The sequence below is a fragment of the Sphingobium sp. TomMM15 genome, assembly GCF_055397045.1.
Map to the genome: position 1 here is coordinate 84,753 of NZ_AP027315.1, position 23,751 is coordinate 108,503.

General features: G+C 59.9%; 19 protein-coding genes, 1 tRNA gene and 1 pseudogene. 10 read left to right on the forward strand and 11 right to left on the reverse strand.

Features of this window, described 5'->3' with window-relative positions; all coding sequences use genetic code 11:
- Positions 1–2: 2 nt before the first annotated feature.
- Complete coding sequence (locus tag ACZ51H_RS13270) at positions 3–1,328, reverse strand: MFS transporter (RefSeq protein ID WP_464803252.1); 1,326 nt, start codon at positions 1,326–1,328, stop codon at positions 3–5.
- Between the two features lie 243 nt (positions 1,329–1,571).
- Between ACZ51H_RS13270 and ACZ51H_RS13275 the strand changes: the two genes are divergently transcribed.
- From ACZ51H_RS13275 to ACZ51H_RS13285, 3 genes are read left to right on the forward strand one after another with little or no spacing between them, the layout of a single operon-like run.
- Positions 1,572–4,676, forward strand: coding sequence for a response regulator (locus ACZ51H_RS13275; protein WP_464803253.1), 3,105 nt, complete (start codon positions 1,572–1,574; stop codon positions 4,674–4,676).
- Positions 4,673–5,536, forward strand: a complete 864-nt coding sequence (locus ACZ51H_RS13280) for a CheR family methyltransferase (protein WP_449469249.1) — start codon at positions 4,673–4,675, stop codon at positions 5,534–5,536. Before ACZ51H_RS13275 ends, ACZ51H_RS13280 begins: the two co-directional genes overlap by 4 nt.
- Positions 5,526–7,400 (forward strand): response regulator, encoded by a 1,875-nt coding sequence (locus ACZ51H_RS13285; protein ID WP_464803254.1) that lies wholly within the window; start codon positions 5,526–5,528, stop codon positions 7,398–7,400. The genes ACZ51H_RS13280 and ACZ51H_RS13285 overlap by 11 nt, the downstream gene beginning before the upstream one ends.
- Here ACZ51H_RS13285 and ACZ51H_RS13290 read toward each other — a convergent pair.
- Positions 7,335–7,598 carry a hypothetical protein gene (locus ACZ51H_RS13290; protein ID WP_464803255.1) on the reverse strand — a complete coding sequence of 88 codons (264 nt, stop codon included), beginning with the start codon at positions 7,596–7,598 and terminating at the stop codon, positions 7,335–7,337. The genes ACZ51H_RS13285 and ACZ51H_RS13290 overlap by 66 nt on opposite strands.
- Before the next feature lie 126 nt (positions 7,599–7,724).
- Here ACZ51H_RS13290 and ACZ51H_RS13295 point away from each other — a divergent pair, with 126 nt between their 5' ends.
- Positions 7,725–8,552: a transglutaminase family protein gene (locus ACZ51H_RS13295; protein WP_464803256.1), complete on the forward strand. Its 828-nt coding sequence runs from the start codon at positions 7,725–7,727 to the stop codon at positions 8,550–8,552.
- A gap of 45 nt (positions 8,553–8,597) precedes the next feature.
- On the opposite strand, the gene ACZ51H_RS13300 is transcribed toward ACZ51H_RS13295, so the two are convergent.
- Positions 8,598–8,912: a hypothetical protein gene (locus ACZ51H_RS13300; RefSeq protein ID WP_464803257.1), complete on the reverse strand. Its 315-nt coding sequence runs from the start codon at positions 8,910–8,912 to the stop codon at positions 8,598–8,600.
- Positions 8,913–8,978: 66 nt separating this feature from the next.
- Positions 8,979–9,500, reverse strand: coding sequence for a MarR family winged helix-turn-helix transcriptional regulator (locus ACZ51H_RS13305; protein ID WP_449469244.1), 522 nt, complete (start codon positions 9,498–9,500; stop codon positions 8,979–8,981).
- 121 nt (positions 9,501–9,621) lie between these two features.
- Here ACZ51H_RS13305 and ACZ51H_RS13310 point away from each other — a divergent pair.
- Positions 9,622–9,696, forward strand: a tRNA-Gln gene (locus tag ACZ51H_RS13310).
- 192 nt (positions 9,697–9,888) lie between these two features.
- Here ACZ51H_RS13310 and ACZ51H_RS13315 read toward each other — a convergent pair.
- A complete protein-coding gene (locus tag ACZ51H_RS13315; protein ID WP_464803258.1) occupies positions 9,889–10,383 on the reverse strand; it encodes a hypothetical protein in 495 nt (164 codons plus the stop codon).
- A gap of 24 nt (positions 10,384–10,407) precedes the next feature.
- On the opposite strand from ACZ51H_RS13315, the gene ACZ51H_RS13320 reads away from it, so the two are divergent.
- A complete protein-coding gene (locus ACZ51H_RS13320) occupies positions 10,408–10,902 on the forward strand; it encodes a hypothetical protein (protein WP_464803259.1) in 495 nt (164 codons plus the stop codon).
- Positions 10,903–11,198: 296 nt separating this feature from the next.
- Here ACZ51H_RS13320 and ACZ51H_RS13325 read toward each other — a convergent pair whose 3' ends face one another.
- On the reverse strand, positions 11,199–11,999 hold the full coding sequence (locus tag ACZ51H_RS13325; protein ID WP_464803260.1) for a slipin family protein: 801 nt from the start codon (positions 11,997–11,999) through the stop codon (positions 11,199–11,201).
- Positions 12,000–13,385, reverse strand: a complete 1,386-nt coding sequence (locus ACZ51H_RS13330; protein WP_464803261.1) for an NfeD family protein — start codon at positions 13,383–13,385, stop codon at positions 12,000–12,002.
- A gap of 199 nt (positions 13,386–13,584) precedes the next feature.
- Between ACZ51H_RS13330 and ACZ51H_RS13335 the strand changes: the two genes are divergently transcribed.
- Positions 13,585–14,778, forward strand: a complete 1,194-nt coding sequence (locus ACZ51H_RS13335) for a PrnB family protein (protein WP_464803262.1) — start codon at positions 13,585–13,587, stop codon at positions 14,776–14,778.
- A 289-nt stretch (positions 14,779–15,067) separates the two neighbouring features.
- Here the strand turns inward: ACZ51H_RS13335 and ACZ51H_RS13340 are convergent, their stop codons facing one another.
- A complete protein-coding gene (locus tag ACZ51H_RS13340; protein WP_464803263.1) occupies positions 15,068–15,349 on the reverse strand; it encodes a PilZ domain-containing protein in 282 nt (93 codons plus the stop codon).
- Between the two features lie 58 nt (positions 15,350–15,407).
- Here ACZ51H_RS13340 and ACZ51H_RS13345 point away from each other — a divergent pair.
- The 3 genes and pseudogenes from ACZ51H_RS13345 to ACZ51H_RS13355 all read left to right on the forward strand — a co-directional run bounded on the left by ACZ51H_RS13345 (position 15,408) and on the right by ACZ51H_RS13355 (position 18,307).
- Positions 15,408–16,539: pseudogene (locus ACZ51H_RS13345) on the forward strand (IS3 family transposase).
- Between the two features lie 307 nt (positions 16,540–16,846).
- Positions 16,847–17,197 carry an ATP-binding protein gene (locus ACZ51H_RS13350; RefSeq protein WP_464803475.1) on the forward strand — a complete coding sequence of 117 codons (351 nt, stop codon included), beginning with the start codon at positions 16,847–16,849 and terminating at the stop codon, positions 17,195–17,197.
- Positions 17,198–17,851: 654 nt separating this feature from the next.
- On the forward strand, positions 17,852–18,307 hold the full coding sequence (locus tag ACZ51H_RS13355) for a PilZ domain-containing protein (protein ID WP_464803476.1): 456 nt from the start codon (positions 17,852–17,854) through the stop codon (positions 18,305–18,307).
- 543 nt (positions 18,308–18,850) lie between these two features.
- On the opposite strand, the gene ACZ51H_RS13360 is transcribed toward ACZ51H_RS13355, so the two are convergent.
- The 3 genes from ACZ51H_RS13360 to ACZ51H_RS13370 form a co-directional block, all read right to left on the reverse strand.
- A complete protein-coding gene (locus tag ACZ51H_RS13360; RefSeq protein ID WP_464803264.1) occupies positions 18,851–19,840 on the reverse strand; it encodes an NAD(P)H-dependent flavin oxidoreductase in 990 nt (329 codons plus the stop codon).
- A 14-nt stretch (positions 19,841–19,854) separates the two neighbouring features.
- Entirely contained in the window at positions 19,855–21,657 is a 1,803-nt protein-coding gene (locus ACZ51H_RS13365; protein WP_464803265.1) for an AMP-binding protein, read from the reverse strand.
- 131 nt (positions 21,658–21,788) lie between these two features.
- A complete protein-coding gene (locus tag ACZ51H_RS13370) occupies positions 21,789–23,510 on the reverse strand; it encodes an amidohydrolase (protein WP_460986301.1) in 1,722 nt (573 codons plus the stop codon).
- Positions 23,511–23,751 lie beyond the last annotated feature (241 nt).

Consider the following 23,751-nt stretch of genomic DNA (forward strand, 5'->3'; position numbering starts at 1 on the left):
CATCAGGTCACGCTGTTCAAATCCACTCCGCGCGTTTCGGGAGCGGCAGCCACGGCGACCAAGGTGAGGAGGAGACCCCCGATCACATAGGCGGCGACCATGCCCGTTCCGCCGCTCGCCTTGTATAATGACAGGGCGATGATGGGCGCGAGAGACCCTGCCACGATGGAGGTCGCCTGATAGGCGATGCTGGCGCCCGAATAGCGCAGGCGCGTCGGGAAAAGTTCGGTGATCATGGCGCCCTGGGGCGCATACATGGCGCCGTGCGCCACCATCGCGATGGTGATTGCCAGTCCGACGGTCCAGATCGTCCCGCTATCCAGGAGGGAGAAGAAGACCGTGAACCAGGCTGCAACACATATCGCGCCCGCGCCATATATGAGCCTGCGTCCGATCCGATCAGACAGTGCGGCGAAGAAGGGCATGGTCAGGCATTCAAGGGCAGAGCCGATCAGCACGGCGTTAAGGACGAGCGACCGGTCACCGCCCCTTATTTCGGTCCAATAGGTTATCGAGAAGGTCGCGGCGACATAGTAGCAGATATTCTCACCAAAGCGGAGCCCGGCTCCGGTGAGCAAGGCGCGGCCCTTGCGCCGGATCGCTTCTACCGCCGGGAAGCGCTCGACCCCGCCTGCGGCCGCTTCGCGGGCGAAAACCATGCTTTCCGAAACGGCGCGGCGGAGCCACCAACCCACCAGTACCAGCACGATCGACAGCAGGAACGGGATGCGCCAGCCCCAGGCCATGAAGTCCGCTTCCGTCAGCAGTGCGGATGATGTGGCGAATACGGCAGCGGCCAGTAGATTGCCTGCAGGGGCGCCGACCTGCGGCCAGCTGGTCCAGAAACCGCGTTGCGAAGCAGGCGCGACCTCCGCCACAATCAGAACCGCCCCGCCCCACTCCCCACCGACGGCGAAGCCCTGGAGCAGCCGGAGCAGGACGAGCAATATCGGCGCCCAGGTTCCGATCTGCTGATAGGTCGGCAGCAAACCGATGGCCGTGGTCGACAGGCCCATGGTGAGCAGGCTGATCATGAGAAGCGTTTTGCGCCCGATCCGGTCACCGAAATGGCCAAAGACCACGCCGCCGAGCGGCCGGGCGAGGAAGCCGAGGGCATAGGTCGAGAAGGCGAGCAGCGTGCCCGTCAACGGATCAAAAGACGGGAAAAACAGGCGGTTGAACACCAGCGCCGAAGCCACGCCATAGATGAAGAAGTCGAACCATTCAATCATCGTGCCGATCAGACTGGCGCCCACGACCGTCCGTAGTTCGCGCTTGCTGACGCCAGATGTCGCCGCAACGGCCGGTTCGTTCGTCCCGGTCAGCATAGCCCCTCCTGCCCTTCCTGCTCCAAGACGCCTGCATAGAGGCGAACGGCCCGAGTGAACAAGGGCGTGAATTGGTAAAGCCTGATTATCGGGGAACCAATATTCGCTCGGGTCGTTGGAGACCGCCGGGATGGAATTAATAGCCCTGTATTGCAGGGTCTGGATGTTCGATCACGGAATGGGTCTATTGGGGGGAGCGAGCTTCCTGTGCGCTTGGAGCGTAACAGGGGCTCTTTTTTTAAAATGCAGCAAATCAAATCGTCGATCACGCAGGCCGGGCTTTATGCGGCGTTGGCCGTCCTGCTCGCGCTCCCCTTTCTCGCCGATATAATCTTTCCGTTGGGAACCGCCGTATGGGTGGCATATTTGCTGCCGCTCGTGCTGTCCTATGTTGCCCGGCGTCCACTAGTCCCGATCGTTGTTGCAACAGCCGCGACACTATTGATGATCGTCGGCTTCACCCTCGCCCCGGTCGGTGTCGATTCTCAAGTCGCCATTACCAACCGTTCGCTGGCGGGCGTGACCTGCTGGATTCTGGCGATTGTCGGCGTCCTGTTCATCCGCAACCGGCTCGCGATATCGCGGGAGGAATGGTTGCAAAATGGGCAAGTCGGCCTTGCCAAGGCAGTAGGCGGGGAGCAGCCGCTGGATACGCTGGCGTCGAGCGCTCTTACGTTCATGGCCGATTATCTTAAGGCGCAGGCAGGGGCGCTCTATATCGCCAATGGCGAGGGCTTCCGCCGCTACGCCACCTACGCCGTTCCCGCCGATGCGCCCCTGCCCGAACGCTTTTCGGTGGGAGACGGATTGCTCGGACAGGCGGTGAGTGATCGCCGCAGCTTTTTCCTGAAAGACGTGCCCGAGGGCTATCTGTCCTATGGGTCGGCGCTGGGCCAATCAAAACCGGACAGCCTACTGATCAGCACCACGCAGGCGGACGGCACGATCAATGCCGTCATGGAACTCGGACTTCCCAAGGATGCCGATGGCGATGCCCTGGCGTTGCTGGACAGGATCAGGGGGCAGTTGGGCGTCGCCATTCGTTCCGGCAAATATCGTGCGCGCCTGCGCGAATTGCTGGAGGAAACACAGCAGCAGGCGGAGGAATTGCAGGCGCAGAGCGAGGAGCTGCGCGCCAATAATGAGGAGTTGGAGCAGCAAAGCCGTCAGTTGCAGGAATCGGCCACAAGGCTGGAAACACAACAGGCGGAGCTGGAACAGACCAATGCCCAGCTGGAAGAACAGGCGCGGCAGCTGGAAATCCAGCGCGACGACCTGACGCGCACACAGCGGTCGCTGGAGAACCAAGCTGGCGAACTGGAACAGGCGAGCCACTATAAATCCGAGTTTTTGGCGAACATGAGCCATGAACTGCGCACCCCATTGAATTCGCTGTTGATCATGGCGAGGTTGCTGGCCGAAAATCGCGGTGGCAATCTTTCCCCCGACCAGGTCCGCCATGCCGAGACGATCGAAACGTCGGGCAATGACCTGCTGACCTTGATCAACGACATTCTCGACATTTCGAAGATCGAGGCAGGCAAGCTGGAACTGCAGCCCCGCCGCATGAGCATCCGCGCGCTCACCGAGAAGATGGAAGCGATATTCGCGCCCTCCGCCCAGTCCAAGGGGCTGACCTTTGACGCAAGCCCCTCCCCCAACGCGCCAGCCGAGATGGAAAGCGATCCTCAGCGGATCGAGCAGGTGCTGAAGAATTTCCTGTCGAACGCGATCAAGTTTACCGAGCGCGGATCGGTCAAGCTGAGCGTCAACGGCACGCCCGATGGGCGTATTGCCTTTACCGTGCGCGATACAGGCGTCGGCATCCCGGCCGAGCAGCAGCAGGTGATTTTCGAAGCGTTCCGCCAGGCGGACGGCACGGTCAGCCGGAAATATGGCGGCACTGGCCTTGGCCTTTCCATTTCGCGTGAACTCGCCCGGTTGCTGGGAGGCGAAGTGCAGGTGGAAAGCACCGCAGGCGAAGGCAGCGCCTTCACGCTGATCCTGCCCGAGCGATATGACGGCGCGGCGGCGGCGGCGGCGGCGGCGGACAGGATACGGCCTGCCGAGCAGTTCCGATCCGCGCCATCCAATCCCAAGCCCAGCCGCCCGCGCCGAGGCCCCGCTGCGCAGGATGATCGCGAAAGATTGTCTGGGGACGCCCGCGTCATCCTGATCGTTGAGGATGATCCTGTCTTCGCCAAGATCCTCTGCGATGTCGCGCACGAACTGAATTTTCAGTGCCTGATTGCCAGCACCGCGGATGAGGGCGCTCTGATGGCGCGGCAATATGTGCCCAATGCCGTCATTCTGGACATGAACCTGCCCGATCATACCGGCCTGTCCGTGCTGGACCGGATCAAGCGGGACGTGCGCACCCGCCATATCCCAGTTCATGTGGTGTCGGTGGATGATGACAGTCAGGCAGCCCTTTCAAGCGGCGCCATCGGTTATCTGTTCAAGCCGGTGAAGCGCGACGCGCTGGTCGAGATGCTCGAAGGGCTGGAAGCACGCATGGCGCAGCGCATGCGCCGCGTGCTGGTGGTGGAGGATGATGCCCAGCAGGCCGAAAGCGTCAAGCTGCTGCTGGCGTCGCGCGATGTCGAAACGGTGGAGGCGCATTCCGCCGCGCGATGTTTCGAACTGCTTGGCCGCGAAACATTCGACTGCATGGTGCTGGACCTTAACCTGCCCGACGCGACCGGCCTCGACCTGCTGGAGCGTCTGAGCGCTGACGAAGCCGTCGGCTTCCCACCCGTGATCGTCTACACCGGGCGCGACCTCGCCCAGGAAGAGGAGATGCGGCTGCGGCGCTACAGCAAGTCGATCATCGTCAAGGGCGCGAAGTCGCCCGAACGGCTGCTGGATGAGGTGACGCTGTTCCTGCATCAGGTCGTGTCGGACCTGCCCGAACCGCAACAGGCGCTGATCGCCAAGTCATTGAACCGCGACGCCGCGCTGGATGGACGCGAAATCTTGGTGGTTGAGGACGATATTCGCAACGTCTATGCCCTCACCTCCATATTCGAGCCGCATGGGGCGAAGGTACGTATCGCGCGCAACGGGCGCGAGGCGCTCCAGACGCTGGACGAGGCGGCGCGCGGGCTTTCCGATCCGGTCGATCTGGTACTGATGGACGTGATGATGCCGGAGATGGACGGCCTGACCGCCACGCGCGAAATCCGCTCGCAGCCATGGGGTCGGCAGATGCCGATCATCGCGCTGACCGCCAAGGCGATGGCGCGCGACCAGCAGGATTGCCTGGACGCGGGCGCGAACGACTATCTCGCCAAGCCGCTCGATGTCGATAAGCTGCTGAGCCTCACGCGCGTGTGGATGCCGCGATGAGCGAGGAGGTTTTCGCACCCCACGAGGAGCTGGAACTCGATTTGCTGCTGGAGGCGCTGTGGCGGCATTATCATTATGATTTTCGCGGCTATTCGCGTGGTTCGTTGCATCGCCGCCTTGCTCGCGCGCAGCAGCGGCATGAATGCGAAAGCCTGTCGCAACTCCAGCATCTGCTGCTGCGCGACCCGGCGGTGTTCGCAGACCTAATGGGTTTCCTGACCATCCAGGTGAGCGAGATGTTCCGTGATCCGGCTTATTTCCGGGCGTTGCGCGAAATGGTGGTGCCCCACCTTCGCACCTATCCTTCGCTCAAGATCTGGATCGCGGGCTGCGCCAATGGCGAGGAATTTTATTCGCTGGCGATCCTGTTCCGGGAAGAAGGGCTGGAGGATCGCACGATCTTTTATTGCACGGACATCAGCCCCGCCGCGCTCAAGAAGGCGGAGGCCGGAATCTATGATCTCGACCGCATCGCGCAGTTCACGGAAAATCACCGGCTGGCTGGCGGCAAGCAATCGCTGTCCGACTATTATACCGCAGCCTATGGCGCGGCGGTGTTCGACAAGACGCTGCGCCGTCGCGCGGTGTTCGCTGAGCATAATCTCGCCAGCGACGAGGTGTTTGCCGAAGTGCAGCTGGTGTCGAGCCGCAATGTGCTGATCTATTTCGATCGGGAATTGCAGGACCGTGCGCTTGGGCTGTTCGGCGGATCGCTGGTGCGCGGCGGGTTCCTCGGGCTTGGGTCGAAGGAAACGCTACGTTTTTCCCGATATTCTGAAGCGTTTGCCGACTTCCACGAGGCTGAAAAAATCTACCGCCGCAACGTCAAGGATATGGAGGATCTGCGCCATGCCGCCTGAAAAGCCCAAGATCCTGGCTGTCGATGATGTTGAGGAAAATCTGGTGGCGCTGGATGCCCTGTTCACCGGGGAAGGCGTCGAATTGCTAAAGGCGCGTTCTGGCGTGCAGGCACTCGAGCTGCTGCTGGTGCATGATGTCGCGCTGGCCCTGCTGGACGTGCAGATGCCGGGCATGGACGGCTTTGAACTCGCCGAACTGATGCGCGGCACCGAACGGACACGCAGGGTCCCGATCATATTCCTGACGGCGGTCGCGACCGATGAACGGCGCCGCTTTCGCGGGTATGAGGCAGGCGCGGTCGATTATCTGCTGAAGCCGGTCGACGCGCATATCCTGCGTAACAAGACGGCGGTTTTCGTCGAGCTATTCGAGCAGCGTCAGGAACTGGCCCGGCAGCGCGATGAGATTGCCGCCGCGCTCGCCCGGCTGCATGCCCATAGTGACAATTCCCCGCTGGCGATCATCGAATTCGATGCCGGGAGGCACATCGTGGCCTGGTCAAACGGGGCAGAGCGGCTGTTTGGATGGCGGGCGCCGGAAGTCGCCGGCTTCAAGGCGGACGAGCTGAAATGGATCGACCCGGAAGACGAGGCCAGGTTCGACGCCTTGATGAGTGACCTCATCGCCGGGCGATCCGTTCGCGCGGTCCAGCATCTGCGCATGCGGACGGCCGAGGGGCCGACGCTGGAATGCGAATGCTATTGCTCTGCGCTGCTCAATGGTCAGGGGCGGCTCGTGTCGGTCAATGTCCAGGTGCTGGATGTCACCGAAAGGAAGCGGGCCGAGGATACGCAGCGCCTGCTGATCGGGGAACTCAACCATCGGGTCAAAAACACCCTCGCCTCGGTTCAGGCGATCGCGGTGCAGACGTTGCGGCATTCGTCGGGTCCGTCGGACTTTGCGCCAACCTTCACCGGGCGCATCCATGCCCTCGCCCGCGCGCACTCATTGCTGAGCAGCACGACGTGGCAAGGCGCGTCGCTGCGGGAACTGGTCAATGGGCAGATCGACATTGGCGCTATCGATCTTGGACAGCTGACCATCGAGGGGCCGGAACTGGAACTGGCGCCTGAACTGGCTTTGCACGTCGCACTCATCCTGCATGAGCTGGTGACCAACGCGCATAAATATGGCGCGCTTTGCATCCCGGCGGGGAGGGTTTCGCTATCGTGGAAGATGGAGCGGGACCGGCTGTCGATACGCTGGCTCGAAAGCGGCGGGCCGCCCGTTACTCCGCCGTCACGCAGAGGGTTTGGCACGGCCCTCATAGAACGCAGCCTGAAGGCGGAAGGCGGCCAGGCCAGCGTGGAATATGAGGAAAGCGGGGTTTGCTGGACCATGACGCTGCCGTGCGGGCCACGGATCAGCCGCATCAACACTGCCAGTGCCGCCATAAATCTGAGCGAAGAGGCGTTGGCTGTGCATGGCGGGGCGATAGCGGGGCGCAGTTTCCTCATTATCGAGGATGAACCGCTGGTTGCGATGGAGATTGCCAGCATTTTGGAGGATGGTGCGGCCTCCGTCACCATAGCGGGATGTGCGCAAGAGGCTGTGGCGTTGATGCAGCATGCGGGCTTTGACGCGGCGTTGCTGGATGGCAATCTGCAAGGCATGCCGGTTGATGATGTGGCGGCTGCGCTGTCGGAAAGGGAGATACCTTTCGCCTTCGTCACAGGGTATGGGCGCGAGAGCCTGCCTGAACAGTTTCAGGATCGGTTGCTGATCAGCAAACCGTTTGATCCCAATGCATTACTGCACTGTAGTGGCAAGCTGTGTGAGGAAAATAGCGGGGCTGTTTCAGACGGGCTCGACAGTCAGTTCGGCGATTTCGAACAGGAAACTGCGCCACCCGCGCATCTTTGAAGCCTCCTCTGCCGCCGCGCGTTTCCTCTTCGCTTCGGCGAGCGATTTGACATGACCCCAGAATATTTCGGTTTTGCCATTTTCCAGTTCGGCAACGATCCGCCAATAATGGGTGAAGGGGTCGGTCGTAGGCCCGATCCGCTTCACATATCCATCCGGCATCGTTGCTGTCAGATATTGTCTTTTCCGCTTCGCCATGCCCTTTCCTACCATAGATGGTGCAAATTCGCGCAGCAGCCACCATGTAGGAGGCATGGAAAAATTCACTGCCGCTTTCTTCCGATCCCATCGGCTGTCGCCTACGGCTCACTGCCCGGTGCGCGCATGAACGAGAGCATCGCTTATATCGGCCTGCTGGCTGACGAAGAGATCGAACTGGACAGCGCCGCCTTGATGCTGAGCGCTCTTGACCATGAAGGGATCGACGTCGAACCCTATCTGGCCTCGCTGCGCGAGATCGGCGACGCGATCGAGGCGGAACGAGCGGACATCGACGACGATGATCTGCAAACGGGAGCAGCACAGGGTGCCCTTCTCGCGCATATATTCAGCGGCCAGTTCGGCTTTGAAGGCGATAGCCTGACCTACGACGCGCCAATAAACGGCGATATGATCCGGGTGCTGGATCGTCGGAGGGGGCTGCCGGTCAGCCTTTCCATCCTCTATGTCGCCGCCGCCCGGCGCGCCGGATGGCAAGCGCATGCGCTGAACACGCCCGGCCATGTCCTGGTCAGCATCGGGCCTGATGAGGCTACGGCCATCATCGATCCTTTCCGCAGCGGCGCGCTGGTGCAGGCCGGGCAAGTGGCCGGGCTTCTCACGGTCGCCGCGTCGACGGGCAGGCAAGACGTTTCGACCCTTGAGCCGATGTCGAACCGCATGACACTTGTGCGCCTGCTCCTCAATCAGGCCACTCGGGCGGAACAGGCGAGCGACACATGGCGGGCCTGCTCGATTTATGAGCGCATGACGGTGGTTGCACCCGAACATGATGCAGGCTGGTGGGCGCTTGCCCGACTGCAGTTGGAACATGGCGAGGTGGAAGCCGCCCGTGGGAGCCTGTGCGCCATGCTGGAGATCAGCCGGGACCCTGAGCGCCGCCGCTATGTTGCCGCAGCGCTCAGCCAGTTATCCGGCCAATCTCCAGCGTGAGTGATCGGGCGAGAGGATCTTGGCCATGAGACTCACGCCACTTGTTCAATCCCTCTTCAAGTCATTCCCCGCGCGTTCCATAGCGGCGCCCGCATCTTCCTTCGCTTCCCGGGCTTCGCGCCTTGCATCCTGTGTGGCGTTACTCGTCGCCGCACCGATCTCGTTCGTGCCCCTGTCGATCGCCCGCTCGGCATGATCGAGACCATTGTCGATCTTCGCTCCTGCCTGATCGACCGCCCGGCTGACGTCATTGCCAATCGCCGATCCCGCATTCTCGAGGCTGTCAGCTGCCTTTTCCGAGCAGGCGGACAGGCCCATCCCCGAGACAATCACCAAAGCGGCCACAATTGATGCTTTCATGCTTCCCTCATCTTGCTGTCAAACGCATGAGCCAAACCGTTAGCCAGCCTTATGGTTGCCTTTGGATCAGCGGCTGCGCAGGCCGGAAACCATCGATCGATCCGCGTCGGGGATCAGCCCCTCCAGCACCCGCCAGAAGCCCGTCACCGACCCCTGCCCCGCCTGCGCATAAGCCGCCGCCATCTTTTCACGCAGCGCGCGGAACAACTCGGCCTCCAGCATCTTGCCCGACGCGCTGAGCCGCAACAGCTTCTGCCGCCGGTCGCTCGCCCCCTGCCGCGTTTCAATATAGCCACGCTCTATAAGGTCATTGAGCACCCGCCCCAGCGACTGCTTGGTGATGGACAGTAGGCGCAGCAACTCCTTCACCGTCAGGTCCGGCTGACGCGAAATAAAATACAGCGCGCGGTGATGCGCACGCCCCAGCCCCTGTGCCGCAAGTCCGTCATCGATCGACCGGGTAAGTGCGGAATAGCCGAAATACAGCATCTCGATCCCCCGCCGAATCTCATCCTCCCGCAGGAAGAGAGGCGACGCAGGCGTGATCTGCGAAACCGGTGCATTGGCGGGCGAACTGTTTGCATTCATGCGGGGCGTCCAGGAAGATTTCGAAGCCCGCATATTGGCGAAGCCATAGTGACATGACTAGGCTTTCCTTTCGCGCAACAGACGCTATATGCCGTCCCGCGCGGCATCGCCGCACACATGCTGGGGCGTCGCCAAGCGGTAAGGCAGCGGCTTTTGATGCCGCCATGCGCAGGTTCGAATCCTGCCGCCCCAGCCAGTCATTCCTATGCTACAGTAACTTACCGCCTGGTCTTGAGATTGCCTCAGAAATGGGGCGGTTCCGCGCGCTTTCGCCTGAGGGTCAAAAATCTCGGTAGCAGAGACCGCCCCTTCGCGCGCCAACCTCACAAAAAAGGCCCCGCGTCTCACGGGGCCGATTCAAGTGGTACCGGATTTTCTGGAATGGATGTCAGAAGCCCAGCACTTTACGCTGGCTGCGCCAGTCGCGCGGGATGCGGGGCAGCTGCATCATGCGCCGCGTCGTGAGAGCTGGTGGATGGCGTCCCTCCATGATCGCGCTCATGATGTCGGGCGCGAAGAAAGCCAGTCGGGCCAAGCGCTCCAACTTCAAGTCACGCGGCGCTGCCTCGCCATCGGCGAATAGTTGCGCTCGAGCAGCTTCCGCTTTGCAGAGCAGCTGGATCAGCGTCGGATTGACCTTGGCCGGCTGCTGCTTGTCCGAGCGCAAGATCAGCTTCAGATTATGCCCGCGCCGATCGACCTTGGTGCGGATGATCAGAGGCAAGCGGATGCCATCATCTTGCGATTCGGGCGAGGTCTTGTCCAGCACCGCAACCAGCAGGCGCTGGCTGATCGTGCCCTCAATGCGATCGGGATGGACGAGGATGGCTGAGCCCAGCGATCGCAGCTGCTCCCGCAGCTCGGCCTTGCTTGCCTTCTCCATCTTCGCGGTAAGCGCGTGCGCCGTATGGCGGCGGCACTGTATCCGATCAAGATGATGCACAGCCTGCTGGATCAGTTCCTCGAGCTGTGGCCGGATCGTAACTGGCTTTCGGACCGAATTCTGGTCGCCCACCATGACCGCGCTGCCGGCTTTGGCGATAAATTCTGGAACCCGGCCTACGGCGTGCTACAGATGTGGAGTGACGATGTTAGCCTGATGCCGCCAGCTAAATTTCGGGCGCTATTTGGAATACGCGTGAAAGATCTTCGGTACCTCTGCCACGGGTACCGCAAGGAAGCAGCGACACGCGACGGCCTGTTTGGCCTGAGCGCGCCCACTGCGTATCTCTTGCCGGACGGCCTCACGATCCAATGCCTTGCATGTCAAAAGCCCACCTCCGCTGTTCGGGAGAAATGCGAGCGATCAAAATGCCGGGCCGAACTCATGGGTGCAGGACAACATGACGGCATGTGCCATCGGTGCGGTCATGAACGCGGATCCGATTTAGATGAGAACTGATAAGCAAGCCCCGATCGCTTGCGGCCATGGATTGGGGGTGAGAAGTCGGCTTGGGCAGTGGTTCCAGCTTAAACCGGACGCACCGCAACCGATCAGTCTTGTCGTCCAGTCCCGAATAGCTGTCCGTCCGGACGTGGAGAGCGAAAATTGGTCCCTGTACGACAAAGATGGGTCGCCTGCGTCCCGTTCCACTTTAGATGGCAGAATTCGCGAGCGCTTTTAGGCGGCGCACAGAATGCTGGCATCTGGCCCACGATAATCGGCGATAGGACAATATGGCGGTCGCTGCGCGGTCATTAGCCTCCCTGACGCTCGTTGGGGCGGCTGAAACTGCCACTTTCAGAGGTGGGCGCGTCCTTGAGCCATTGAGCGAACTCGATGGGAAATGGGAAAACAATGGTCGAGTTCTTGTCGCCCGCGATGAAGTTCAGTGAACCGAGATAGCGTAACTGCATCGCTTCCGGCCGTTGCCCAAGGATGGTGGCCGCCTCCAGCAATTGCTGTGCGGCCTGGCGTTCGCCTTCGGCATTGATGATCTTGGCTCGTCGCTCGCGCTCGGCTTCAGCCTGCCGGGCGATGGCGCGGATCATGGTTTCGGTGATATCGACCTGCTTGATCTCGACATTCGCGACCTTGATGCCCCAGGCCGCGATCTGGCTGTCGAGAATTTCCTGAACGTCATTGTTGAGCCTGTCCCGCTCGGCGAGCATTTCGTCCAGTTCATGCTTGCCGAGGACCGATCGCAAGGTGGTCTGGGCGAGCTGGCTTGTGGCGGTGAGGAAATCCTCCACCTGAATGATCGCACGTTCCGGGTCGATGATGCGGAAGTAGATCACGGCATTGACCCGAACCGAAACATTGTCGCGGGAAATCACGTCCTGCGGGGGCACGTCGAGCACGGTCATGCGCAGGTCGGTGCGGACCATTTGCTGGACGAAGGGAATGAGGATGATCAGCCCCGGTCCCTTGATGCCGGTAAAGCGGCCCAGCGTGAATATGACGCCGCGCTCATATTCGCGCAATATCCGTATCGCTGCCGACAGGAACAGCAACAGTATAATGATCGGCGGGAGATAGAAGGCGAGATCCGTGAGCATTTAAACCTCCTTGGCCGCGTCGCTGGTCACTTCGACCGTGAGCCCCGCAATTCTGACGATCCGGACCAGTTGGCCCTGAGCAAACGCCCCTTGGCCGGCGGCTGCCCAACGCTCGCCATGGACGAACACATGGCCCTTGCCGCTGCTCCAATCCTGCACGACACCGATGGCGCCTGTCATCTCTTCCGCGCCGCTTACGATCCGGCGTTTTCGCGCGCCGAGCGCCGTGCGGACAACCAGAAGGACGAAGGCGGCCGTCGCCAGGGACAGTCCCGCGATCAGCGGCCAGGAGATGCGAAAGGCCGATGTGTCGGTGTCGATCAGCATCGCGGCGCCGAGCGCAAAGGCCACGCATCCGCCAATGCCCAAAACGCCGTGGGAAAAGAGAAAGCCTTCTGCAACCACCAGGCCGATACCAAGGACAATCAGGGCAACGCCTGCGAAGTTCACCGGGAGGGCAGCGAGGGCGTAAAGTCCGGTGAGCAGGCAGATCGCGCCCAGCGTTCCGGGCAGGAAGGACACCGGATTCATGAATTCGAAGATCAATCCGTAAACGCCCAGGGTCATCAGGATCAGCGCGACATTGGGATCGGTGATCGTCGCCAGCAGCCGCGTCCGCCAGTCCGGTGCGATTTCCTCGACAGCGCGGTGCGCGACGTCGATCTTCACGGTGCGGGCGCCGATCTTGACGGTCCTGCCGTCCAGCTGGCGCAGCAGGTCAGCGGTATCTCGTGCCTCCATATCGATGACATGCGTGCGCAAGGCCACTGAAGACGGAATGCTGGCGGCGTCGCGGACGGCCTTTTCCGCCCAGCTGGCATTGCGGCCGCGAAGCTCCGCCAGGGACCGGATGAAGGCGGCGGCGTCGTTGACCGCTTTCGCTTCCATGGGATTGGGACTCTTTTTCGCCTGATCCTTGTCCGGTGTCGGCATCATGCCGCCGATATGAACGGGAGTGGCGGCACCCATGTTGGTGCCGGGCGCCATCGCCGCAACATGGCTGGCGTAGAGGATGAACGTCCCGGCGCTCGCTGCCCTCGCGCCGCTGGGGGAGACGTAGGAAGCGACGGGAACGGGCGAGGCGAGGATCGCCCGGATGATGACGCGCATGGATGTGTCGAGGCCGCCGGGCGTATCCATTCTAAGGATGACAAGTGGCGCCTTGCGCGCGGCAGCGGAGCGGAGACCCTTGCGGACATAATCCGCCGTCGCCGGACCCACCACACCGTCGAGATTGAGGATGATGACAGGTGCAGGTGCAGGCGCGGCGGTGGCCGATGGCCCGGATTGCGTGACGCAAAGGCACAGCAGGATGATGCTGCCCAATTGGGCAAGAAGGCGGCTGACGCCGCACCGGAAAAGGATCGTCCAATGCCTCACTGGCATTCCACCTTGCCATCCCTTTGCCAATGGGTGATGCCCGGAGGGATGGCAGCTTTTCCTTATAGCACGGACCCGCGGCGAAAGCAGCGGGATCGATCGGTGAGGCAGGAACGGAAGGCGGGGCGGCTGTCGGGCATGGCCCTTGTCTGGTCCCATTTCGTGCCCAGATAGGGTTTGGGCCGCCGAATGGAGGGGGCAGTCTATGACACCGATCCTCGACATCGCCGATCATGCCATCAGCAGCCAACGCGGCTTCCTGTGCGCCTATGATATGGCTGACGTTTCGCTGCCAGACGATCTGGCTTCGATTGCGCAAGCGGCGCATGATCTGCCGCGCCTGCTGCCCACCGGCCGCATCCGGTCTCATCTTGAGCAACTTCCCCTGCTGGAGCTGACATCTTTCTGCGCGGACGCGCCAGAGCCTCAGATCCGCACCGCCTTTGTGCGCTATGCCTTTCTGGTTCAGGCCTATGTGTGGGGCGAAGATGGGGTTCCCGCCTCGCTTCCCGCGCCGCTGGCGGTGCCTATATGGGCGCTCGCCCGGCGGCTCGGACAGAAGCCGCTGCTCACCTATTCGGCCTATGTGCTGGACAATTGGGACCGGCTGGACCGGTCAGGCCCCATTGCATTGGACAATCTCTATATGGTTCAGCATTTTCTTGGCGGCCAGGACGAAGCGTGGTTCGTGCTGGTTCATGTTGCGATCGAGGCGCGCGCAGGCGCCATGCTGGCAGAAATCCCCGCTCTCATGGAAGCGGCGGCCCACCACGATGCAGGAGCGGCTGAGCGCGGCCTGACAATGATCAGTGCAGGCTGGGATGATATCAATGGGATATTCGACCGCATGCCGGAGCGTTGCGATCCGTACATCTATTTCCATCGTGTCCGGCCCTATATTCACGGCTGGCAGGACAATCCGGCTCTTGGCGGTGGCCTGATATATGAGGGCGTTGCCGAAGCTGGCGGCGCGCCGCAGCTGTTTCGCGGCCAGACGGGTGCCCAAAGTTCGATCGTGCCTGCCATGGACGCCTTGCTCGGCATCCAGCATGCGCGGGACCCGCTTCGCTCGTTCCTGGATGAATTGCACGCCTATCGCCCGCCCCAGCACCGCGCCTTTATCGATCGCGTGCACAAGGCGAGCCGGCTGCGCGATTTTGTTACCGCGTCAGGGCACCAAGATCTGCGCGAAGCCTATAACAGCTGCGTCGCCGGTCTCGGCCGTTTCCGCACCCGCCATCTCGAATATGCAGCAAGCTATATCCACCGGCAGGCGAAAGACGCCTCGGGCAACAGTACCGCTGTCGGGACCGGAGGCACGCCATTCATGGCATATCTGCGGAAACATCGAGATGAAACGCAGCTGCACTTTTTGGGGGCTGGTGAGAGTTCAAAATAGGGGAGAAGTTTTGATCACTGGGCATCTGTCGGATGATTGAGAAGAGAATAACTTGGTTGGTGCGAGGGCATAGCCAAAAATAGCGGGGGTCGGGATCGCGGGAGGGCGTCGCCTTCCGCAGTCGATCACTTTTGGCACCCGAAATGGGAAAGCGGACCATCCCGACCTAGGAGCAAAAAATGAGCAGCTGAATGGCAAAGTAGGGTCGGTGGTAGCAAGAGGGCTCACCGCTGGAACGATCCCCCATCGCTCACCCACAGAAAACTCTGGGACCGTTACGCCTGAGGCATCAGGAACACCCTTCGCCCCGAGAGAATCGAAGACGGCTGACGGCTCCCAGGTCATTAGCAGATAGGATGTCGGCGAGCAGTAGGCCCGCCGAACGCTTGTCTGCCCAACGAACGACGCCTCGGCGCTCGATTCCATTTGGCAACTGAATCCAGACGCGGAGCCCCGGTTGAAAGGATCCATCGTGTCGCACCTTCATGCCCTGTTGCGAGATGTTTTCGAGTTCGAGCTGGTGAGAGCCAGCAAGGCTCTGCCCCTCAACTCTCATTAGCGGAGTGGACATGTAACGGTTTTGTGCCGGTCACTTGAGAGTTTAAAGCTCGTTCAAGGAGACCGACGAGATGATCAAACATAGCGAGGAGTTCAAGCAGGAGGCGGTGCGGATTGCGCTGACCAGTGGGTTGCCGCGGGAGCGGGTCGCGTTGGATTTGGGGGTTGGCAAATCGACGCTGAACAAGTGGGTGTCGCAGTATCGGCCCAGTGATCTGGTTTCAGCGCCGCAAGCAGATCTGGCGCGCGAGAATGAACGGCTTCGCCTTGAGAACCGCGTGCTGCGGGAGGAGAGGGAAATCCTAAAAAAGGCCACGCAGTTCTTCGCGAGCCAAAGGCCGTGAAGTTCGCTTTCGTGCATAGCTGGCGGCAACTGCTCTGCCGTGTCATGCTTGTCAGTGAACGCGGCTATCGTTCCTGGCGCTCGCGCCCGATCAGTTGCCGGGACCGGACGGACATGAAGGTGTTGGCTCATATCCGCGAACAATACAGGCTGAGCCTTGGCAGCTACGGCCGTCCTCGCATGACGATGGAGTTAAAAGAGGTGGGGCTCGATGTGGGTGAGCGCCGGGTCGGGCGCCTTATGACCCGAAGGGCGGCGTAGCCAACATCAACGGGATCAGGCCGGTCCGCACGCGCAAACACAAGGTTACGACAGACAGCCACCATCGCCTGGGTGTCGCGGCAAACTGGCTGGACGGCGATTTCGCCGCCGATGCGCCCAACCGTAAATGGGCCGGCGACATCACCTATATCTGGACGTCGGAGGGATGGCTCTACCTCGCTGTCATCCTCGATCTGCATAGCCGCCGCGTCGTGGGCTGGGCTGTCAGCGACAGGATGAAGAAGGATTTGGCGATCAGGGCACTGGATATGGCGGTACGCCTGCGCCAGCCACCAGAGGGCTGCCTTTTCCATTCGGATCGCGGCAGCCAATATTGTTCTTACGATTATCAGAAAAAGCTGCAGGCCTATGGCCTGCGTCCATCAATGAGCGGCAAGGGTAATTGTTACGACAATGCCTCCGTCGAGACGTTCTTCAAATCCCTGAAGGCGGAACTCATCTGGCGGCAGCGCTGGCCAACGCGACGGCAGGCAGAAGCTGCCATCTTCCAATACATCAACGGCTTCTACAACGCCCGTCGTCGCCATTCATATCTGGGCGGCATTAGCCCGCTCGCCTTCGAAGCCAAGGTGGCATAATGAGATAAGTGACCGGCACAAAACCGTTACATGTCCAAGGCGCTACGTCGAAGCGGGCGAGCCACATGATCGCGCAGCCGCTCTGCAAGCAGTCGAAGGCGCGGAGCGAGGCGCGCAATACGCGGCCGAGATCATTCGCAAGCTTAGCGAGCAGGCGAGCGATACCGCGCCTGAACGAAAGCCCGACAGCCTCCGCGAGACGATCAGCGAGGCCATTCAGCTGTGCGGCCACAATGGCGTAGGAAGGCAAGGGATCGGACTCGAAGTCGACGAGGCTGCCGACGCCGTTCTCATCGACAGAGTCCAGATCGAGCAGGTTGTTCTCAACCTTCTTCGCAACGCCTGCGAGGCCAGCGAAGCATCGGGATCAGTCAAGCAAATTGTTGTATCGGCCATGCCTACGGGCGAAAACAGGGCTGTTGTCCGTGTAAGCGATGGCGGAAGCGGTATTCCCGACATACTGAAGACCGAAATCTTCAAAACAAACTTCACCACCAAGGCCAACGGTATGGGCCTTGGGCTCTCCATCTGCCGAACGATTATCGAGAATCACGGAGGCCGGATCTGGGCTGAGCCTAATGATCGCGCAGGCGCAGACTTTTGTTTCACCCTACCTCTTCAATGCGACCCGCCGCTGTTATTGAATTGTCGCGGATGACTGGGCTGTTGAGAGCACGTCGTATGCCTTCCTTCAACTTAAGGCGGGCTAGGGATCGAAATCGACCATGACTGCGCTCAATATCGCTTCAAGTGACTCGCGCACCTTGTCGGTGGAAAGATCAGAGGGAAGCGCCGTCTGTGCTTTTGCTCGAAACAACGGTACACAGGACCAGGCGCTGCTTCCGATTTACTGCTAAGGTCTTCAATGTTGACGGCGAGTCCAGATAGCGATGAGGGCTCGACAAATATTCCCGGACAATCATGACAACTTCGATCACGATCGATTTACTGCCTGCAGCATAACCGCTTCGGCAATTGCAGAGGGAATTCTGAATAGCAGTCCGTCCGCACCTAAGCGATGGAGATTCGGGCCTGAGCGTCCATAAAGGGTCGACGTCGGTATCCGCTGCTACGCGCCAAAGCACGAACATGAAATAATCGCGTACCTTTGGCCCGTGGCCGACACCCCCGCGATTACGTCATCTTCGTGCATGGCCGGACCGTTCATACTATCGCGAAAGGCTCATCTTGGCATTTTGTTTACCATGATCGTTTAGCAGTGACAAATCAGGGAGAGTCTGTCGCGTGCTCAAAGCGTTACGGATTGGATACAAGCCTCGTGAGACACGTCACGGTGTTGATACCGGCGCGGATGCACGTGGGTCCATCCTGGATCGAAGTGGTCATTCACAATCTATCCTCTGGTGGCGCACTCGTCGCGTCTGACGAAGCCCCTGATCGCGGCACTTATGTAGAGATCCGGCGTGGGAGACAGACGATTATAGGGCGGGTCGTGTGGCGAAAGGATCGCTTTTTTGGGATCCAGGCGCAGGGCAGGCTCGACATTGCGGCCATAATCAACGAACCGCGCCTGGCTTCCCGCCCCCGATCTGCGAACGACCCCGGATCTTCCTATGAGCGCCGGGCACAGTCGAGAATGGATGCAGATGCTCGCATCGCACGCCAATTGGAGAGCAGCCGACGCTGGTCAGCGGCATTCCAATTTGGTGTGTTCGTGGTCCTCGCTCTCATTGCTGCAGGCTTTGCCGCCACTGAACTTTACGAAGTCCTCTCGCGACCGCTTACCGAACTAGAGAGCCACCTTTAGCGTTCGACCTCATCTTGCGGCCGCGCTTGGCGACTCGTCGCTATTTGAGGCGGCAGAACTCGCCGATGGACATCCTCTCGCCAGTGAGTTTTTTCACCTATCCATTTGAATAGCCGACGATCCGGATCTGGACAACGATAGCTGGCGCTTGAATGGCGGCAAAGGGTCGACAGTACCGAAGTAATATACGTTACATAAACCTCATCAGGCGCACACGAGATGCCGTGAATAAGAATTATGTTAAATATACGACTGAGATTGTACCTTTGTGTGGCACGCCTAGGTTTTTTCAACCCCCATATTCCTTGCGCCACCTCTACCGCGCTGTTCTGCTATCCTAACCAACCGCCGTCGCTCACCACCCGACCAATACGTCCGCCTCACGCCAGCCTCGCGACGGTCTGCTCCGCCGTAAATCGCTGACGGCGATACAATTCTCTATTCACTTTGCCCTTTCGGGCTCTCTTCAGAATTGGACCAGTTTTTCAAGGCAGGTCAAACTCATTCAGCTTCATTCGCCGGGTATCAGTGCGGGGCGTTCTGTCAGGATAAACTTGCTCGATCTAAAATGGCCCCTGCTTTCGCATTCAGGAGCGAAAGGCCCTTAGTATATTCTGCCTGCCAGCGTGCGATAACTTGCGATACGGGCACGATGTTTGAAATTGCACCAATGCCCTGTCCAGCGCCCCAAATATCTTTCCATGCCTTGGCCGCAGAGTCGCCGCCGAAATTCATTGTCGTCTGATCTCCGACCGGCAAATTTTCCGGATCAAGTCCCGCAGCCATGATGGAACTTTTCAAGTAGTTGCCATGCAGGCCTGTGAAATAGCGCGAATAAACAATGTCTTGGGCGCGCCCTTCGATCACCGCATGCTTATAGCTTTGGACGGCATTTGCCTCAGGCGTGGCGATAAAGGCCGAACCGATATAGGCGAAATCGGCGCCCATGGCTTGAGCCGCCAGTATCCCTTTGCCCGTTGCCATGGCACCCGAAAGTGCAAGCGGCCCGTCGAACCACTGTCGAATTTCCTGAATCAGCGCAAAAGGGGAAAGTCGGCCAGCATGACCGCCCGCTCCCGTCGCGACCGCAATCAGCCCGTCCACGCCGCTTTCCACGGCCTTGCGCGCAAAGCGGTCATCGACGACATCATGCAAGGTGGTCCCACCCCACCCCTTCACCGCAACATTCACATCTTCGCGTGAGCCGAGCGAAGTAATGATGAGCGGCACCTTCCACTTGGCACACATATCCATGTCTGCGCCAAGTCTGTCGTTCGACCGGTGCACGATTTGATTGACGGCGAACGGCGCGGATGGACGGTCGGGATTGTCCCTGTCCCACACTGCGAGTTCTTCGGTAATTTGATGCAGCCATTCGTCCAGTAAGGCCTGCGGCCGGGCGTTGAGAGCAGGGAACGATCCGATTATGCCCGCTTTGCATTGTGCGATGACAAGCGCGGGATTGGATATGATGAACATCGGCGCGCCAATCACGGGAAGGCGCATGGACGAAAACAAGCTGTTACTGATCATTATCATCGGCTGGCCTATATGATTTCATGATCCGCATTCAATTCAAATGGCGCCAGCAGATTTTCGGCTTCGCGCTTTTCCTTGTCATCGGGATCGGCGGACCAGATCACCGTTACGTTTCTCGCCCCTATGTCGGTACATGAAATGTCCAATACTTTGGACAATCCCGCCAACTCTTCAACAGCGCGCATGGCCACAGCCTGTTGACGCAGCTGAAAGCGGGCGATCTTGCCCACGGCGGTCAGTGGCAAGCTGTTAACAAGCAATATCCGTTTCGGCCTGGCGGGCGGCTCCTCGATATGCTGCGTTACAAAGGCAATCAGCTCTTCTTCTTCAACCAAAGCGCCAGGCTTCCGGGTAACGAAGAGCACGGGAACCTGCCCCGCATAAGCATCCGGCATCCCCACCGCCGCCACCATGGCAACGGCCGGATGGTGACATACTGTTTCCTCGATCGTCTGCGGGTCGATATTGTGGCCGCTGCGGATGATGACGTCCTTGCTGCGGCCAATCAGCCGGATCTGGCCATCTGACGTCATCTCGGCCAGATCGCCGGTCGCATGCCATTTCTCTTTCGGATGCTCGATCAAACCTTCCACCGTCCGATAACCCCGGAACAGCATGGGTCCCCGAACATACAGTTCGTCAGGGCCGCCGGGCACGATCGGGACCAACTGGGTTTCGACCAGGGGGGTCGGCGTTCCGATGGCTGGCTGATATTCGATTCCGTCGAGAGGTTGGTTGCCCCCCGCACCTGATAATTCGGTCATGCCCAGCACCTGTGAAAGCGGAATGCCGGTCAGTTCCGTGATGCTGCGCACCAATGAGGGGCCGATGGAGGTTGCTCCCGTCACCAGTGCACGCAATTCGGGCCAAAGGGCAGGCTTGCCGAGTTCGGCGACCTGCGACCAGGTCGGCGGCACCAAAGCGATGACGGTGACTTTTTCCCGCGCGGAAATTTCCCAGATCGCGTTGACGGTTTGACGATCCCGCGCTCCGGCAAGGCCGCAATTCAACAATGTCGATCCGGTGGAGAATAGCGCCATTCCCACGACCACACCGCCGCCCACATGGAAAAAGGGAAGCAGTTGCAACACGCGGTCGTCCGAGCGCCAGCCGATTCCGGCTGCGCTCGCATGCATGGAGGCCATCAGGCCATCAAGGCTCAAATCAGCCAGTTTAGGAGCGCCTGTGGTTCCTCCGGTATGAAACAATGCCGCGGAACGATCTCCATGAATGATCCTGACGGCGGCCGGGTCCGCCGATCCTAAAAGATCCGGCCACCACGCATATTGCGCCGAACAGCGCTGCAATGCGCCGGAGCGGCCTGAACCGCCGTCGATTTCGATGACCAGTTCGACCCCTCCCGCCAGGGCAATGGCATTCGCCACGGTTTCATCCAGCGTAGAATTCTCATTCGCCCCAAAGGCGATGACGGCACGCACATTAGCCAAGGCAAATTGGCTCGCCATTGCTTCGGGGCCAAGGAGGAGATTTACCGGGAAAGCGATGGCGACCGAAGACGCTGCCATGATAGCGATCATGCATTCGGGGATCGATGGCACGACAATGGCCACCACATGATCGGGCTTGATCCCGGCCCCCTGCAACGCCGCACCCAGCCGGGCCGTCTGTTCGGCAAGCGCGGCATAATCAAGGCGAACGGGTGAAAGATCGTCAGCGTTTCTGAAATGAACCATGGCATCATGGGAAGGCGAATGATCAGCGACGATCCGCAGCATATTGATGGGATCTCGCACCGTCGCCATCCGTTCGCGGGTCTGCGCCTCCCGCCTAAGACGATCACTGGCGGTCATACTCTTCTCCTTTGGCGACAGGCTTCCGCTCCAAAATCCATTCGATGAAGATCAGGAACGCGCGGCGCAGATTGACATCTGCTCTCCCGCTGTCCGTCGATGTGAGCGGACAGTTACTTAAAAATTGCCATTCACCGCTGATAAACGACCTTGCCATCCAGGATTGTCATATCGACAGGAATGTCGCTGAGTTTGTCAGCGTTGATTGTCAGGGGGTCCTGCGCAAGCACGACGAAATCAGCAAGTTTACCCGTTTCAATGGAGCCTAGCTGCTTTTCCATAAAGTTCGCTTCGGCCGACCAGATCGTAAACATGCGGATGCCGTCCATGACGCTGATCGCTTCCTCCGGCTGCACGATCTTCCCATATTTCGTGTCGCGATGAACGGCTCGCTCGATGGAAAATAGCGGATATGTTGCAAAATTCTGCGTGCCCACGGTATCGACGCCACCAGGAGGGTGCAGGCCGAGACCAATCAGCGTTTTCATCGCGAAAAATTTGACGTTCGGTTCCTTCATACCGACGTCCGTCAACCGCCACAGAAAGGCGACTTGGGGGGAGGGGATGACATGGTCGCGCTGCAAACGCGCCAATCGTTCCTGCGTGCGTTGAGGGTCGATCGTCAGATAATGACCAAAATGCTCTATCCGGTCCCTCGCGTCGGCTTTTGGAAACAATCGGTTGGCATTTTCGTAGGCCGTAAGCGTCATATCCTGTGCGCGATCGCCATTCGCATGGATTTGAATCTGCCAGCCAGCCTGTCGGGCCTTTAAGACGATGTCATTGAGTTGGCTCTGATCCATCATGGGTGTGCCGTAATTGTTGGGCACCCACGTCGTACCAGCACCTTTCCATTGCGGCCGATAGAGCGCCACGGTCGTTCCCCAGGCACCATCCATGAATAGCTTGATCGCTCCGACACGGATCCAGTCGTCTCCCATCCCGGTCGTGATGCCGGTCGACAAGAGCTGTTCTGCGGTAATTGCCCCTTCCATGGGGGAAGTCGTGGCATTCGGATTTCGGAGTACATAGTTCACACGCACGCGGGTCGGTAACCGGCCTTCCTTGCGCAATTCCTGATAAGCGAGATAGGTTTTCGGGGGAGACATGTCGGAGACCGTGGTGACGCCTTTTTTAAGGTAGAAGTCCTCCAATATCTTCCGCACGCCTTCCTTCATCTCGGGATAGGTAAACTCATGGTTTTTGGGCCACGGGGCTGGAGCATCCCGCACGATCACCACTTCGCCCTGCGCATTGCGTTCATAGCGGCCGCCTGAACTTGCCGGGGGCTCCGGCCAGTTCTTGTCCATCCCCATCACAACCGCAGCTTTGTGATTGATGAGCTTGTCGTGCGCGCTCCAGTCGAGGCGTACGGGATTATCCGGAAAAGCCGCATCAAGTTCCGCTCGCGAGGGCATGACCTGCATATAGGTTCCCTGACCGACCAACCATGCGCCCGGCGGCAGTTTGGCCTGCGCTTCCTTCAGCTTGGCAATGATCGCCTTGCCGTCCTTCAGCGGCGGCGCCTGGATATTGATGAAGTTGGCCTCGACGTTGGCCATGCCTTCGACATGCGAATGCGCATCGATGAAGCCGGGCAGCATGGTTCTCCCCCGCAGATCGACCACCTTGGTCGCGGGGCCACGCCACGCCTGGACGTCGTCGCTGACGGCGACGATCCGGTTGCCCACGACGGCGACGCTGCCAACGATACTGTCCTTTGGGTCAACTGTAACGATCTTGCCGTTGGTAACGATAAGATCTGCGTAGGTTTGTTCTGCAAGAACAGGCGATGTGGACAGTATCCATATCAAGGCCGATCCACTGAACCCTACCCAATTGCGGTTTTTCATCCCCGTTCCCTGTCCTTCAAATATTCAATTACGCGTTCCGCTGCCGAATAATCTTCCTTAGCCTGTTCCGAATATTCCAGGATCCGACCACAAGAAACGGCACGGCATAAGATATGAAGCCGATTTCCCTGCGCCGACTGTATCGTCTGTCATCCGGAGCCTCTTGATCGCGAGATGAGATTTTACTTCTACCCCTCGGCCTCGCCATGCAATGGTGTAAACGGCTGTGCGGGTGGTGTCA